The sequence below is a fragment of the Sulfuriferula thiophila genome, assembly GCF_003864975.1.
GTDB lineage: Bacteria > Pseudomonadota > Gammaproteobacteria > Burkholderiales > Sulfuriferulaceae > Sulfuriferula > Sulfuriferula thiophila.
Window position 1 is genome coordinate 57159 of sequence record NZ_BHGL01000017.1, and the last position, 15843, is coordinate 73001.

The following is a 15843-nucleotide window of genomic DNA, read 5'->3' on the forward strand; positions in this document are numbered from 1 at the left end:
AAGCCGCAAGAAGTATTTCTTGCGGCATTTTGTTTTTATCGCGCACGAATTTAAAAATGACAAAAGATGTAACTGTGGCAATTGATGCAATGGGTGGCGACCACGGGCCGGTTGTAACCGTGCCTGCTGCGCTGAAATGCCTTGCGCGTGACCCCGCGCTTAATATTGTGCTGGTTGGTTTGCAGGATGCGATTGAAGCCCAGCTTCGCGCACTTCATGTCAAAGCTGATCCCCGTTTGCGCATTCATCATGCCACTGAAGTGGTCGGCATGGATGAGTCGCCTGCGCTTGCCATGCGCAACAAAAAAGATTCCTCCATGCGTGTTGCGATCAATCTGGTCAAAACGGGCGAGGCTGGTGCTTGTATATCTGCGGGTAACACCGGTGCGTTGATGGCGACTGCGCGATTCGTGCTGAAAATGTTGCCGGGAATTGAGCGTCCGGCGATTGCCAGCGAGCTTCCGACTATCAAGGGCCGCACCTTTGTGCTTGATCTGGGCGCGAACGTGGATTGTACACCTGAGCATTTGCTGCAGTTCGGCATCATGGGCGCCATGCTGGTTTCTGCATTGGATCAGCGTGATGCGCCTAGCGTGGGTTTGCTGAATATCGGCGAAGAAGAAATCAAGGGCAATGAAATTGTTAAGCAAGCCGCCGATTTATTGCGCCAGAGTGGGTTGAATTTTTATGGCAATATTGAAGGTGATGATATCTACAAGGGCACTACTGATGTGGTGGTGTGCGATGGTTTTGTGGGTAATGTGGCGTTAAAGACCTCTGAGGGTCTGGCTAAAATGATTTCGACGATGCTGCGTGAGGAATTTACACGTAACATTTTTACAAGAATAGCGGGCGTTGTTGCATTACCGGTATTGCGGGCTTTCAAAAAGCGCGTGGATCCGCGCCGTTACAATGGGGCAACGTTATTGGGTCTGCGCGGTGTTGTGGTGAAGAGTCATGGCGGTGCGGATCGGTTTGCGTTTGAGCATGCGATCGAACAGGCCGTACGTGAAGTGCGCAATAACGTGCAGCAGCGTATCAGCGAAAAAATGGCTATATTGCAAAAGGATGCTGCCTAAATGTTTTCAAAAATCCAGGGGACTGGCAGTTATTTGCCGGAACGCATCGTAACAAATCAGGAATTATCTGAACGCATCGATACCAGTGATGAATGGATCGTCGAGCGTACCGGAATTCGTCAGCGTCATCTGGCGGCTGATAACGAAACTACCAGTGATTTAGCGGCGGCTGCAGCACGTCAGGCCATTGCTGCGGCAGGTATCGACGTTAATGCTATTGATCTGATAATCGTAGCGACGACTACACCGGATCTGGTGTTCCCGAGCACCGCTTGTCTGTTGCAAAACAAACTGGGCGTCACTAATGGTTGCCCTGCCTTCGATGTACAGGCGGTTTGCAGCGGCTTTGTCTACGCCTTGTCTATAGCCGATAATTTTATTCGTGCCGGCCAGGCTAAATGTGCGCTGGTGATCGGTGCTGAGACTTTATCGCGCATCACCGACTGGACTGACAGAAGTAACTGTATTTTGTGGGGTGATGGCGCCGGTGCAGTTATTCTTACCGCGAGTGAAGAGCCTGGTGTAATCGCTACGCATTTACATGCCGATGGCCGCTATCGTGATTTATTGCACGTTAACGGTGGCGTGTCTGCGGGTAGTGATGGTGCGCCAGTTATGAAAATGGAAGGTAATGCCGTTTTCAGAATGGCTGTCAAAACACTGGATGCCATTGTTGACGAAACGCTGATTGCTAATGGATTACAAAAATCAGATGTAACCTGGCTGGTTCCGCATCAGGCCAATATTCGTATTATTCAGGCTACTGCTAAAAAGCTGGGAATGAGTATGGATAATGTGGTGGTGACGGTAGATCAGCATGCTAATACTTCGGCGGCCTCTATTCCGCTGGCGCTTGACACAGCCGTGCGTGACGGTCGTATCAAGCAGGGTGATGTCGTGCTGATGGAAGCGTTCGGCGGCGGTTTTACCTGGGGTTCTGTATTATTAAAGTGGGCTTGAGGTTCAGATAAATGAAATTTGCTTTTTTATTTCCCGGTCAGGGTTCGCAGTCAATTGGCATGATGCAAGGTTTTGATGCTTTGCCCATGGTGCGTGATACGTTCGTTGAGGCTTCAGCGATACTGGGGCAGGATTTATGGGCGCTGGTTACTGACGGCCCGGCTGAACAGCTGAATTTGACCGTAAATACCCAGCCGCTGATGCTGGTGGCTGGCGTGGCGACTTACCGTGCATGGTTGGCCCAAGGTGGTCGTGTACCCGATGTGATGGCTGGCCATAGTCTGGGTGAATATAGCGCACTGGTTGCAGCAGGCGCGTTGACGCTGGAAGCGGCTTTGCCGCTGGTGCGATTGCGAGCCAATGCCATGCAGTCAGCTGTTGCCGAAGGTGTGGGTGCAATGGCGGCAATTTTGGGTTTGGATGATGCTACAGTGCGTGCGGTTTGCGCCGAAGCTGCTCAAGGCGAAGTTTTAGAAGCGGTGAATTTCAATTCGCCTGGGCAGGTGGTGATTGCAGGGCATAAAGATGCAGTTGAGCGTGGAATGGTATTGGCAAAAGAAAAGGGCGCCAAGCGCGCATTGCCGTTGCCGGTTTCTGTGCCATCACACTGTGCGCTGATGCGTCCGGCTGCTGAGCTGTTGGCAGCAGCACTGGCAGATGTGGCGATTCAGGCTCCGCGAATCCCTGTGCTGCATAATGCAGATGTAATGACATACAGCAATCCGGATCAAATTCGGGATGCTTTGGCTCGTCAACTCTACAGTCCGGTACGTTGGGTGGAAACTGTACAGGCGATGGCTAACGATGGAGTGACACTTGCGGCTGAGTGTGGTCCAGGCAGGGTGCTGGCAGGATTGACCAAGCGTATAGATGAGCGTGTCGCTGCAACAGCTTTGGTCAGCATGGATGCAATTACCGAATTCAAAACCTTGATTGGCTAGGAGGAAGGCTTTATGCCACAACAAAAAATAGCATTAGTGACCGGTGCGAGCCGCGGCATAGGACAAGCAATTGCATTGGAACTGGGGCGCCAGGGTGCCATTGTTATTGGTACGGCTACCAGCGAGAGCGGTGCTGCTGCAATTACCGAGTATTTGCGGCAGGCAGGTGTTGCCGGCGCCGGAATGGCACTGGAAGTGACTGATGCTGCAAGTGTTGAAACCACTATTGCCGCTATCCAGAAAGATTACGGAGATATTGCTATTCTCGTTAATAATGCAGGCATTACACGGGATAATCTGTTAATGCGCATGAAAGACGACGAATGGGATAGTATTATCGATACTAATTTGACCTCGGTTTTTCGTTTGTCGCGGGCGGTGTTGCGTGCGATGATGAAGGCGCGTTATGGTCGTATTGTTAATATCACTTCTGTTGTTGGTGCAATGGGTAATGCTGGTCAGACCAACTACGCCGCAGCAAAAGCGGGTATGGTTGGGTTTTCCAAATCACTGGCGCGTGAAGTCGGCAGCCGTAACATCACTGTCAATTGCGTTGCTCCCGGATTTATTGATACGGATATGACGCGTGCTTTACCTGAAGCACAGCGTACGGCATTGCAGGATCATATCCCGCTGGGTCGCTTAGGTCAGGTTGAAGACATCGCGCATGCTGTCAGTTTTCTTGCTTCCAGTCAGGCAGGATATGTGACTGGCGCTACTCTGCATGTCAATGGTGGCATGTACATGGAATAATCTTTGGGTTATTTTTGGATTTTTGTTAGAATAGCTGGGCTTTTTTTAATTCATGGGAGTAACACAGATGGACAATATCGAACAACGTGTCAAAAAAATCGTCGCTGAACAATTAGGTGTTAATGAAGCTGAAGTCAAGACCGAGTCTTCATTTGCTGGCGATTTAGGCGCGGATTCGTTGGATACGGTGGAATTAGTGATGGCATTGGAAGAAGAATTCGAATGCGAAATCCCTGATGATGAAGCTGAAAAAATCACTACAGTTCAACAAGCCATTGATTATGTCAGTGGCCATTTAGCTAAGTAATCTCCTTCTATTTTTTTGCGGAGCTGCTTTGTCCAAACGCAGAGTTGTGATTACCGGTCTGGGGATAGTTTCCCCAGTTGGTACAGGTGTCCAGGAAAACTGGGCAAATATTCAAGCGGGTAAGTCGGGTATTACCCGTATTACCCGTTTCGATCCAAGTCCTTTTGCTTCGCAAATTGCAGGCGAAGTTAAAGATTTCGATGTCAGTCAATTTCTCAATCCTAAAGATGCACGCCGTATGGATCTGTTTATCCAATTCGGCATGGCTGCGGGTATGGAGGCTTTCAAAGATTCCGGATTGGAAGTGACCGAGGAAAATGCTACCCAGATAGGTGTCAGCATAGGCTCGGGTATCGGTGGTTTGCCATTGATCGAAGAGACGCACAGCACTTATCTGCAAAGCGGGCCACGTAAAATTTCCCCATTCTTCATTCCAGCCTCGATTATCAATATGATTTCCGGCAATCTGTCGATCATGTACGGACTGAAAGGTCCTAACCTGGCGATGGTAACCGCATGCGCAACTGCGACTCATGCAATTGGTGATTCTGCACGGATTATCGAGTATGGCGACGCGGATGTGATGATTGCCGGTGGCGCTGAATCTGCTTTGAGTCCGTTGGGAATAGGTGGTTTCTCATCTGCACGTGCTTTATCGACGCGCAATGATGACCCCGCTACCTCCAGTCGCCCATGGGATAAGGACCGTGACGGTTTTGTCATGGGTGAGGGCGCAGGTGTGGTGGTGCTGGAAGAATATGAGCATGCCAAAGCACGTGGTGCCCGAATTTATGCCGAGCTGGCGGGTTTCGGTATGAGTGGCGATGCCTATCATATGACTGCGCCGGTGGAGAGTGGTGAAGGTGCTGCGCGCTGCATGCGTAATGCGATGCGCAATGCCGGGGTAAATCCTGATGAGATTGATTATATCAATGCTCATGGCACATCTACCCCGTTAGGTGATATTGCGGAAACGTCTGCAATGAAGCTGGCCTTGGGTGAGCACGCATATAAAGCAGCCGTCAGTTCAACCAAGTCCATGACCGGGCATTTACTCGGCGCGGCTGGTGGTATTGAGGCGGTATATTCAGCATTGAGTGTTTATCATCAGGTTGCACCACCTACCATCAATATTTTCAATCAGGATGAGGCGTGTGACTTGGACTATGTGCCCAATACCGCACGTTCAATGAAAATTGATGTGGCGATGTCCAATTCGTTCGGCTTCGGCGGAACGAACGGCACGCTGGTGTTCCGTAAAGTCTAATTAGTACCATCATGCAAACCGCTGATAACTTGCGCCGTGTATACGGTAAAAATTATCAGCGGTTTTGTTTGTAAAGTTTCCCATCGTGCCTACCATTCGCTTATCTGCGATACCTGATCTATTCAGTCTTTGCGCCAGTAATCCGGAAGCTTTCCCTGTGTTGCTGGAAACGGCGGCCGGTGCTGGTTGGCACATATTATTTGCCTATCCACAAACGTTACAACGTTATACCGTTGATCAGGGTGCTGATTTTTTTCAGAATTTAGATGATGACTGGCAGCAGGCACGCGCTGCTAAAAATGACGATACGGCACATTTGCCGTTCCGTGGCGGCTGGTTTGTTTATCTTGGTTATGAAATGTTGCATACGTTGGAACCGAGCGTAGCGAATCGTGCCGTGCTAGACAATAACTTTCCGGTCGCTGTATTCATGCGCGTTCCTGCTGCGGTCATGGTGAATAATCATACCCGCGAGGCCTGGCTGTTTGCTGAATCTGCAGCGCTGCTGTCACAACTGCAACATGACATTGCACATACGCCCCCTGTAAGCTTACCTGAACTTGCACTGAAGTCCTTGGCAGAGGAACCTGCTACATACTTTCTGGACAGTGTGGTGCAAATTCAGCGTTACATAGCTGCCGGTGACGTATTTCAGGTGAATTTGTCCCGCCGCTGGCGTGGCAGGGTCAGCAAAGCCAATAGTGCAATGGGGCTTTACCATGCGCTACGCCACAATAATCCAGCCCCATTTGCCGGCATTGCCAATTTGGGTCATGATCAATTCATTATCAGTTCTTCTCCCGAGCGTCTGGTGCAGGTTGTCGATGACCATGCACTGACACGTCCTATCGCCGGAACACATCCGCGTCACGCAGATCCTGAGCAGGATAGGCAAATACGTGATGCGTTGCTTGCCCACCCGAAGGAACGTGCTGAACATGTGATGCTGGTGGATCTGGAGCGCAACGATCTGGGCAGGGTATGTGTGCCGGGCAGCGTAAAGGTTGATGAGCTGATGGTGGTCGCCAGTTACCAGCATGTGCATCATATTGAATCAACCGTCAGCGGGCAGCTCAAACCTTCAGTGTCGCCGCTGGATGTGGTGCGGGCATTGTTCCCTGGTGGCACCATTACGGGCTGTCCCAAGGTGCGTACTATGCAGATTATCCGGGAGTTGGAGTCAACGCCACGCGGTGCTTATACTGGCAGCATGGGTTATATCAATCTGGACGGTGATTTCGATCTGAATATATTGATCCGCACCATGATGCTCTCCGGGCAAGAGCTGGAATTTTCAGCGGGTGCGGGGATAGTTGTTGATTCTGATCCTGATCGTGAACTGGGTGAAACGCGTGCCAAAGCCAAGGGTCTGCTGCGCGCACTGGGACTAGCGCAATGATGCTGGTTAATGGTGTAGCCGATGCCATGATACAGCCGACGGATCGCGGACTGAGTTACGGCGATGGTATATTTCGTACATTGCTGTTGCGTGATGCATTTAACCGGAACTGGCAACGACATTATGCGAAGCTGGCTGCAGACTGTTTACGGTTGGGTATAGTTTGTCCAGAGGCAAGCCTGTTCGAGCAGGATATTATCCGTTGTAAACAGGAAGAGAATGTCGGTGTGGTTAAACTGACCGTGACCCGTGGCATTGGCCAGCGTGGTTATATGCCGCAGCAGGCTGCCATACCTACCCGCATAGTTAGCACAGCGCCTTTGCCGGCTTATGCGCCGCAATGTATTGGTGACGGTGTCGCAGTGCGCGTGTGCCAGTTAAGGTTGTCACGGCAACCCTTGCTCGCGGGAATCAAGCATCTTAATCGGCTGGAAAACGTTTTGGCGCGTGGTGAATGGCAAGACCCTGATATTATGGAGGGCTTGCTGCAGGATGAGGCGGGTTACGTCATTGGTGGCACGATGACTAATGTGTTTGCGGTCCGTGGACGACAATTATATACACCTGAATTAAGTAATAGCGGCATTGCCGGCGTAACGCGTGAGCGTATGCTGGGTTTCGCGGTCGGCCTGGGCTTGAGTGTCAGAGTTACTCAATTAAGCCTGGCTGATATTCTGGAGTCGGATGAAGTCATGCTTTGTAATAGTATTATAGGGGTATGGCAAGTGCGTGAACTGGGGCAAAAACGATGGCAAAAGGGGCAGTACGTAAAATTGTTCCGTGCTTTGCTGGAGACGGACAATGATTAAGCGCATATTCGTTTGGGCAGTGTTTATTTTGGGTATGGCCTTAGCCTACCTGTACTGGTACGCTCACACCCCGCTTGCATTGAAACAAACGCCCATGGAATTTGATTTGAAGCCAGGCAGTAATCTGGTGTCTATTACCAGTCAGATGAAAACAGCGGGTGTACTTAGTGACGGCGTACGTTTCCGTGTGTTGGCGCGAGTGCTGGGTAAGGGTGGTAAAATAAAAGCGGGATTTTATACGCTTAATCATGTAGTTACACCATTGCAGTTACTTAAAAAGCTGACTGAAGGCGAAGTCAGCCTGCGCGAAATTGTATTTATCGAAGGGTGGACATTTGCCCAGATGCGCGATGCCCTGAATGCACATCCACTCGTGCGGCACGATACCGAGGGTATGAGTGAACAGGAGGTATTGCAACTGCTGGATGTGCCATTGGCTCATGCCGAGGGCTGGTTTTTCCCTTCTACCTATTTTATAGATGCTGGCAGTAGCGATGTGTCGATCCTGCGCCGCGCTTATGAAACCATGCAATTGCACCTGCAACAGGAATGGGCTACGCGTGATCAGAATTTGCCATATAAAACGCCGGCAGATGCGCTGACTATGGCTTCAATTATTGAAAAAGAAACGGGTGCGAAGCAGGAGCGGCCATTAATCGCAGCCGTATTCATCAATCGTTTGCGCATGGGCATGCGTTTGCAGACTGATCCTACGGTAATTTATGGTATTGGCAAAAACTATGATGGCAACATCCGTAAACGGGATTTGATGGCAGACACGCCTTATAACACTTATACACGTGGCGGTTTGCCGCCTACACCGATTGCCATGCCTGGGCTGGATGCAATCAAGGCGGCATTGCATCCTGCGCAAAGCAGTGCTATTTATTTTGTGGCCAAGGGCGATGGTACGCATTATTTTTCAAATAATTTGACCGATCATAATCGTGCTGTAGCACGTTATCAGAAGAATGGATAAGCATGCCGTTTATTAGTCTGGAAGGCATCGACGGTGCTGGTAAAACGACGCATCTGCAATGGATAGCCGATTACTTGCGTGAGCAGGGTGGCACTGTGGTAGTAACCCGGGAACCAGGCGGTACGCCGTTAGGAGAATCATTGCGTGCGTTGTTGCTAAATGAACCCATGCATATCGATACCGAAGCGTTACTGATGTTTGCTGCACGTTGCGAGCATATCGCACAGATTATAGCCCCGGCTTTATCGCGAGGAGAGTGGGTGCTGTCCGATCGTTTTACCGATGCCAGCTTTGCCTACCAGTGCGGAGGGCGTGGCATAGCAGAATCGCGTCTGCAGGTATTGGAAGAATGGGTGCAACAGGGATTGCAGCCGGATTTGACGATACTGTTTGATGTCGAGGTTAGCATCGCCCATCAGCGCGTGCGCACACATTCCGATCCGGATCGTTTCGAGCAGGAGCAGCTGGATTTCTTCGAGCGGGTGCGCGCTATGTATTTGCGTCGTGCCAGCCAGTATCCGGCACGGTTCCGCGTAGTGCGTACTGATCAGACTATCGAGGCCATACGCAGTGAACTGGCTGCGGTCTTGAAACCTCTGTCTGGTAATTAGAAGCTTATGCATATTTATCCATGGCAAGCTGAAAGCGCAGAGCGACTATTGTCGTTGCGGGCACAATTACCTCATGCAATATTGCTGCACGGGCGTGCCGGCTTGGGTAAATACCCGTTAGCTCAAGCGTTTGCCAAATTGCTATTGTGTGAGCATCGCGTTGACGGAGCAACGGCTGCCTGTGGTGCATGCCCGTCCTGCCATTGGTTTGAACAAGGCAGCCATCCTGATGTCCATATTTTGCAGCCGAGTGCGATGGATGAAACAGATGAAGCGGGTCCTGAACGTAAAAAAAGTGAATGGATAAGTGTTGAACAGGTGCGGCATGCCATTGATTTTGTGCAGCTGAGTTCACATCGCAACGGGTTGCGTGTGGTGCTGGTCAATCCCGCAGAGACGATGAATGCGGCAGCAGCTAATGCATTGCTCAAAACCCTGGAAGAGCCGCCTGAAAATAGCTTGTTGATACTGGTTAGTCATCAGGCTTCGCGGTTATTGCCGACTATACTGAGTCGTTGCCATCAATTACGGGTAAATCTGCCTGAAGCCACGCAGGCGCTGACATGGCTGGAATCGCAAGGCGTGGCTGAAGCAGGGCTGTGTCTGGGCCTGGCCGCGGGATCGCCGTTATTGGCAACCACTTTTGCCGATGAAGATTACCAATCACGACGCCGTGCATTACTCACCGATTTGTCGGGCGCAGCGCAGACACCGGCATTAGCCATGGCCGAGCGCTATGCCAAATTGGCCATTGCTGATTATTCTCAACTGCTGCAATGGCTGCAGCAATGGGCACATGATTTGCAGAGCGTGAAACTGGCGGATAGAGTGTATTACCATCAGGACTTTAGTACTCAATTGCGTAACTTGGCCATGCATGTTAATTTGGGGCTGTTGCTGAAGTTGCAACAACGTTTACAGCGTGCACGTGCAGTCGTGGCGCACCCATTAAATGTGCAAATGGTGTTGGAAGATATCTTGCTGGAATATACCAGCGCGTTCTGAATGAAAGTGAAATCATGAGTACTGTTCCGAGCATGACACGCCCAGGCGTCTTATCGCTGGCGATCAAGGAAAAATCTGCGTTGTTTGCGGCTTATATGCCTTTTGTTAAAGGCGGAGGCTTGTTTGTGCCATCAACCAAAAGTTATCAAATTGGAGATGAGGTGTTCATGCTGCTGTCGTTGCTGGATGACATGAATAAAATTCCGGTCGCGGGTAAGGTCGTATGGGTCACGCCAGTTGGCTGTCATGGCGGCAAGACTCCGGGTATCGGGGTGCAATTCGATCATAACGAGAATGGTGTTGCGGCACGTAACAAGATTGAAGGTCTGCTAGGTGGTGCGCTCAAAGCGGTACGACCTACGCACACGATGTAACCATGTTTGTAGATTCTCATTGCCATCTTAACTTCCCCGATCTGGCCGCGCGTGAAACTGAAGTCCTGGCGCATATGCAGGCGAATCAGGTCACTCATGCACTGTGTGTGAGCGTCAATCTGGAAGATTATCCCCAGGTTCTGGCCGTCGCTGAACGGCATGACAATGTGTTTGCTTCGGTGGGTGTGCATCCCGATTATGAAGACATTGCCGAGCCGGATGTTGCTCGTCTGGTTGAATTGGCAACGCACCCGCGTGTTGTTGCTATCGGTGAGACCGGGCTGGATTACTTTCGGCTGACCGGTGATCTGGAATGGCAGCGCGAGCGCTTCCGCACCCATATCCGGGCTGCGCGGGCTGCTAGCAAGCCATTAATTATTCATACCCGTTCTGCTGCAGAAGATACCTTGCGCATTATGCGGGAAGAGGGCGCTGATCAGATTGGTGGCGTCATGCATTGCTTTACTGAAAGCCAGGCCGTGGCTGACGAAGCGCTGGCATTGAATTTCTACATTTCGATCTCGGGTATCGTCACATTCAAGAATGCCGTTGCCCTGAAAGAAGTCGCCAGAAATGTGCCTCTGGATCGTCTGCTCATAGAAACCGATTCGCCGTTTCTGGCCCCCGTGCCATATCGTGGTAAAACCAACGAACCCGCCTGGGTCAGCCATGTTGGCGCAGCCGTTGCAGAATTGCGCGGCATTTCGGTTGAAGCCTTAGGGCGGGCTACAACTGACAATTTCTTCCGTCTGTTTAGCGCTGCGCAACCCGGATGAATGACATCATCACCGCATTGGGTGCTGCGGCCAAGAGCTTATTTCACCCCAAAATTCTTGCTATTGTATTGTGGCCCATGGTGTTTGCTCTGCTGTTATGGGGGGTATTGGCCTGGGTATTCTGGGCAGACTGGCTGGCAATGCTGAACCACTGGATACAGCCTGCCGAGCTGTTTCTGAGCCAGTATGATTTCACCTGGGTTGCCAGTGCGCTGACAGTGACGCTGCTGTTGCTGATGATCGCGCCACTGGCGCTGACCACGGCGTTGTTGATAGCTGCTGTCGTCGCCATGCCGATGATGGTCAATCACGTAGCCAAGCGTGATTATGCTGATCTGGTGCGTCTGCATGGTGGCACGGTGATGGGTAGCATCTGGAATGCATTGGTTGCCGTAGGCGTGTTTATCGGACTGTGGCTGGTGACATTACCATTCTGGCTGGCCGCCGGTTTAGGGGTAGTGTTTTCAGTATTGCTGACAGCCTACCTGAATCAGCGCTTGTTTCGTTATGATGCATTGGCAGAGCATGCCAGCCGCGAAGAGTTCGATACCATTCTGGCTCAGTCTGGCGGCAGTCTCTACGGCATGGGTTTGTTATTGGCGCTGCTGCATTTCGTGCCGGTAATTAATTTATTCTCGCCTATCTATACCGGACTGGCCTATATTCATTTTGGTCTGGCAAAATTACGGGTGTTGCGTAATCAGGAGCAAAGGAATGTGGATAAAACGCTGGTTTAATCTTATTTGGGCGCTGGTACTGCTGAGCGGTTTGGTCGGGTGTAATGCCGATTTTCTGAAACCCTCTACAGTGACGTTCACTCCCGCCGAGTTTCAAACTGCACTGGCCAGGAAATTTCCTGTGCAGAAACAGTATTTTGGGCTGGTGGATTTGACTGTCAGTCATCCTCAGGTAAGTATGCGTCCTGATATTAAACATATCGCCATGCAGTTTGATGCGGATGTGGCGACTTTCGGCGCGAAGCAGGTACTTAAAAGCAAGCTGAATATTACCACTTCATTGGCCTATAACGCTGCGACCAGAAGTATAGTCTTGCAAGACCCGCATCTGGAAAATATCGACGTTGACGGTATGTCGAATGGACAGGTTAAAGGGTTAAATCAGATGGCGGCATTGCTGATCAGCGAAACCTTGCAGGGTGCGAGTATCTACACGTTTAATCCGGATGATTTGCATTTTGCGGGGATGAAGCTGGAGCCTGAAAGTATAGAAATTACTGAGCGGGGCGTCGTTATTCATATCGCCAAGTGAATGCTGGCGTTATTAGTGGCGGCGGTGCCAATTCCCGGCTTGCCAATGAAAACCGCCCCGGTTGTAAACAACTGGGGCGGAAGCGTTTTACTAACAAATGGGCATATGCCTGTTAGCCGAAAAATGCCTTAACCTTATCCATGAACGATCTGGCTTTAGGGCTGTGGCGTGCATCATCGGCCAGATTGATATCTTCCAGTTCGCGTAGCAACTCTTTCTGGCGTTCAGTCAGACTGACGGGTGTTTCCACCATGACGTGACACATCAAATCGCCCGGGGCATGGGTGCGTACGCCCTGGATACCTTTGCCCCGCAAACGGAATACTTTTCCGGTTTGGGTTTCGGCAGGTATCTTGATTTTGGCGTGGCCATCCAGTGTCGGGATCTCAATCTCGCCACCCAATGCTGCTGTGGTAAAGCTGATCGGCATTTCACAATGCAAATCATTATGCTCGCGCTCGAACACCGAATGCGGTTTGAGATGGACAACGACATACAAATCGCCGGTTGGTCCGCCATTAACACCGGCTTCACCTTCGCCTGACAAGCGGATGCGATCGCCGTTATCTACGCCGGAAGGAATGCGTACCGACAGTGTCTTATGGCGCTTGACGCGACCTGCGCCATGGCAGTCAGAGCATGGGTTAGGCACGATCTTGCCGGTACCGTGGCATTTCGGGCAGGTTTGCTGAATGGAAAAGAAACCCTGCTGCATGCGCACTTGACCATGTCCGCCGCAGGTGGTGCAGGTAATGGGTTCGGTGCCGGGTTTTGCGCCGGAGCCATGGCAGGTTTCGCATTCTTCCTGAGTCGGGATGCGGATTTTGGTTTCGGTACCGCGTGCGGCTTCTTCTAGCGTGATTTCCAGGTTGTACTGTAAATCGGCACCACGATAAACGTTGGAGCGACTACGTCCGCCACCAAATATGTCGCCAAATATGTCGCCAAATGCATCGGAGAAGCCGCCTGCGCCGCCACCCATGCCTGCACCTTGTTCAACACCGGCATGACCATACTGATCATAGGCAGCGCGTTTCTGGCTGTCCGTTAATGTTTCATAAGCCTCTTTGGCTTCTTTGAAGTGTTCTTCGGCTTTTGGGTTGTCCGGGTTGCGATCTGGGTGATGCTTCATCGCCAGCCGACGGTAAGCTTTCTTCAGTTCGTCTTCGCTGGCGTCACGATTAACGCCCAGCACTTCATAATAATCACGTTTAGACATGTCTTTTAGCCATTTAAAATGTTTTCACATCTTTTCATGTTGTTGCAGTGGTTATTGAAAAACGGGATTGGCTGTCAGGCCAACCCCGTTATTGATGAAGACAAGTATTATTTCTTGTCTTTTACTTCTTCAAATTCAGCATCTACTACATCATCATCCGCCTTGGCTGCGCCGCTACCGGCAGCTCCACCTGCAGAGGCTGACTCGGCTGAATGCATCTGTTCAGCCAATTTTTGTGATGCTTCGGCCAAAGCTTTGGACTTGGCGTCGATGGTATCCTTGTCGTTGCCCTTGAGCGCTTCTTCAGCTTCGGTGATGGCAGCTTCGATTTTGGTCTTGTCATCGGCACTGATTTTATCGCCATATTCAGTCAACGATTTCTTCACTGAGTGGATCAGATTATCGCATTGATTGCGAGCATCTACCAGTTCACGGGCGATACGGTCATCTTCAGCGTGGGCTTCAGCATCTTTCACCATCGCGTTGATTTCAGCTTCAGACAAACCGGAGCTGGCCTGAATCTTGATCTTGTTTTCTTTGCCAGTGGCTTTGTCTTTAGCAGACACATGCAAAATACCGTTGGCATCGATATCAAACGTCACTTCAATCTGAGGCATGCCGCGCTGTGCTGGCGGGATGTCTGACAGGTTGAATTGACCCAGGCTCTTGTTACCAGCAGCGATTTCACGCTCACCTTGCAATACATGGATGGTAACCGCATTCTGGTTATCTTCGGCAGTAGAGAACACTTGGCTAGCCTTGGTTGGGATGGTGGTGTTTTTCTGGATGAGTTTGGTCATCACACCACCCATGGTTTCAATACCCAAAGATAACGGTGTTACGTCCAGCAACAGCACGTCTTTAACTTCACCTTGCAATACACCGCCCTGAATAGATGCGCCAACAGCAACAGCTTCGTCAGGGTTGACGTCACGGCGTGGTTCTTTGCCGAAGAATTCTTTTACTTTTTCCTGAACCTTAGGCATGCGGGTCATACCGCCGACCAGAATCACGTCGCCGATGTCGGATACGCTGACGCCAGCATCTTTGATTGCCAGTTTGCATGGAGCAATGGTGCGCTCGATCAGCTCTTCAACCAGGCTTTCAAACTTGGCTCGAGTGATCTTTACTGCCAAGTGCTTAGGACCGGAAGCATCTGCCGTGATGTAAGGCAGGTTAACTTCAGTTTGCTGGGCAGATGACAACTCGATCTTGGCTTTTTCAGCAGCTTCTTTTAAGCGCTGCAATGCCAGCATGTCATTGCGCAGGTCGATACCTTGTTCTTTTTTGAACTCATCAGCCAGGTAATCAATTACGCGCTGGTCGAAATCTTCACCGCCAAGGAAGGTGTCACCGTTGGTGGACAGTACTTCAAACTGGTGCTCACCTTCGATTTCAGCAATGTCGATGATGGAAATATCGAATGTACCGCCGCCTAAGTCATACACAGCAATTTTGCGGTCGCCTTCTTTTTTATCCATACCGAATGCCAATGCGGCAGCAGTCGGTTCATTGATGATGCGCTTAACTTCCAGACCAGCGATACGGCCAGCGTCTTTGGTCGCCTGACGTTGACTGTCGTTAAAGTAGGCTGGAACGGTGATAACGGCTTCAGTAACTGGTTCGCCCAGGTAATCTTCAGCCGTCTTCTTCATCTTCATCAAAATCTGCGCAGACACTTCAGGTGCAGACATTTTTTTGCCGCGCACTTCTACCCATGCGTCACCGTTGTCGGCTTTGACAATGCTGTAAGGCATGAGGCCGATGTCTTTTTGCACTTCTTTTTCTTCAAAACGACGACCGATCAGGCGCTTAACAGCGAAAATCGTATTCTTCGGGTTGGTAACTGCTTGACGCTTTGCTGCGGCACCTACCAGTACTTCACCATCTTCAGCATAAGCAACGATAGATGGAGTAGTACGTGCACCTTCGGCATTTTCAATGACTTTGGCAACGCCGTTTTCCATAACGGAAACGCAAGAGTTCGTTGTGCCTAAGTCAATACCAATAATTTTTCCCATGATGAGTTCCTTGTGTCAGTTGTTAATTAAATAATTTAGGATGTAGACAATATGTAGTCTGATTTCGATATTTC

Annotated in this window: 17 protein-coding genes; 15 read left to right on the forward strand and 2 right to left on the reverse strand. The window is 50.5% G+C overall.

Translation table 11 applies throughout. From position 1 onward, the window contains the following. Positions 1 to 56: 56 nt before the first annotated feature. The 15 genes from plsX (at position 57) to EJE49_RS08495 (ending at position 12529) form a co-directional block, all read left to right on the forward strand. On the forward strand, positions 57 to 1079 hold the full coding sequence (gene plsX / locus EJE49_RS08425) for a phosphate acyltransferase PlsX (protein WP_124950010.1): 1023 nt from the start codon (positions 57 to 59) through the stop codon (positions 1077 to 1079). Beyond that, positions 1080 to 2039, forward strand: a complete 960-nt coding sequence (locus EJE49_RS08430) for a beta-ketoacyl-ACP synthase III (RefSeq protein WP_124950011.1) — start codon at positions 1080 to 1082, stop codon at positions 2037 to 2039. Positions 2040 to 2050: 11 nt separating this feature from the next. Continuing rightward, complete coding sequence (fabD, locus tag EJE49_RS08435; protein WP_124950012.1) at positions 2051 to 2980, forward strand: ACP S-malonyltransferase; 930 nt, start codon at positions 2051 to 2053, stop codon at positions 2978 to 2980. Positions 2981 to 2992: 12 nt separating this feature from the next. Beyond that, on the forward strand, positions 2993 to 3733 hold the full coding sequence (gene fabG, locus EJE49_RS08440; protein ID WP_124950013.1) for a 3-oxoacyl-ACP reductase FabG: 741 nt from the start codon (positions 2993 to 2995) through the stop codon (positions 3731 to 3733). 67 nt (positions 3734 to 3800) lie between these two features. Further along, positions 3801 to 4040 (forward strand): acyl carrier protein, encoded by a 240-nt coding sequence (gene acpP, locus EJE49_RS08445; RefSeq protein WP_124950014.1) that lies wholly within the window; start codon positions 3801 to 3803, stop codon positions 4038 to 4040. 28 nt (positions 4041 to 4068) lie between these two features. Next, positions 4069 to 5307 carry a beta-ketoacyl-ACP synthase II gene (fabF, locus tag EJE49_RS08450; RefSeq protein ID WP_124950015.1) on the forward strand — a complete coding sequence of 413 codons (1239 nt, stop codon included), beginning with the start codon at positions 4069 to 4071 and terminating at the stop codon, positions 5305 to 5307. Between the two features lie 85 nt (positions 5308 to 5392). Beyond that, positions 5393 to 6706 (forward strand): aminodeoxychorismate synthase component I, encoded by a 1314-nt coding sequence (locus EJE49_RS08455; RefSeq protein WP_124950016.1) that lies wholly within the window; start codon positions 5393 to 5395, stop codon positions 6704 to 6706. Beyond that, complete coding sequence (gene pabC, locus EJE49_RS08460) at positions 6703 to 7515, forward strand: aminodeoxychorismate lyase (protein ID WP_124950017.1); 813 nt, start codon at positions 6703 to 6705, stop codon at positions 7513 to 7515. Before EJE49_RS08455 ends, pabC begins: the two co-directional genes overlap by 4 nt. After that, positions 7508 to 8494: an endolytic transglycosylase MltG gene (mltG, locus tag EJE49_RS08465; protein WP_124950018.1), complete on the forward strand. Its 987-nt coding sequence runs from the start codon at positions 7508 to 7510 to the stop codon at positions 8492 to 8494. The genes pabC and mltG overlap by 8 nt, the downstream gene beginning before the upstream one ends. 2 nt (positions 8495 to 8496) lie before the next feature. Beyond that, a complete protein-coding gene (gene tmk / locus EJE49_RS08470) occupies positions 8497 to 9105 on the forward strand; it encodes a dTMP kinase (RefSeq protein ID WP_223246878.1) in 609 nt (202 codons plus the stop codon). Positions 9106 to 9111: 6 nt separating this feature from the next. Then, on the forward strand, positions 9112 to 10110 hold the full coding sequence (gene holB, locus EJE49_RS08475; RefSeq protein ID WP_124950020.1) for a DNA polymerase III subunit delta': 999 nt from the start codon (positions 9112 to 9114) through the stop codon (positions 10108 to 10110). 14 nt (positions 10111 to 10124) lie between these two features. After that, the gene (locus EJE49_RS08480) at positions 10125 to 10484 is read left to right on the forward strand and encodes a PilZ domain-containing protein (RefSeq protein WP_124950021.1); all 360 of its coding nucleotides are present in this window, start codon (positions 10125 to 10127) and stop codon (positions 10482 to 10484) included. A 2-nt stretch (positions 10485 to 10486) separates the two neighbouring features. Then, the gene (locus EJE49_RS08485) at positions 10487 to 11260 is read left to right on the forward strand and encodes a TatD family hydrolase (RefSeq protein WP_124950022.1); all 774 of its coding nucleotides are present in this window, start codon (positions 10487 to 10489) and stop codon (positions 11258 to 11260) included. Further along, entirely contained in the window at positions 11257 to 11997 is a 741-nt protein-coding gene (locus EJE49_RS08490; RefSeq protein WP_124950023.1) for an EI24 domain-containing protein, read from the forward strand. The genes EJE49_RS08485 and EJE49_RS08490 overlap by 4 nt, the downstream gene beginning before the upstream one ends. Further along, positions 11975 to 12529, forward strand: a complete 555-nt coding sequence (locus EJE49_RS08495; protein ID WP_124950024.1) for a DUF1439 domain-containing protein — start codon at positions 11975 to 11977, stop codon at positions 12527 to 12529. Before EJE49_RS08490 ends, EJE49_RS08495 begins: the two co-directional genes overlap by 23 nt. A gap of 112 nt (positions 12530 to 12641) precedes the next feature. Here the strand turns inward: EJE49_RS08495 and dnaJ are convergent, their stop codons facing one another. Together dnaJ and dnaK are read right to left on the reverse strand one after the other, a co-directional pair. Further along, complete coding sequence (gene dnaJ / locus EJE49_RS08500; RefSeq protein WP_124950025.1) at positions 12642 to 13748, reverse strand: molecular chaperone DnaJ; 1107 nt, start codon at positions 13746 to 13748, stop codon at positions 12642 to 12644. 107 nt (positions 13749 to 13855) lie between these two features. Then, complete coding sequence (gene dnaK / locus EJE49_RS08505) at positions 13856 to 15769, reverse strand: molecular chaperone DnaK (RefSeq protein ID WP_124950026.1); 1914 nt, start codon at positions 15767 to 15769, stop codon at positions 13856 to 13858. Positions 15770 to 15843: the final 74 nt, after the last annotated feature.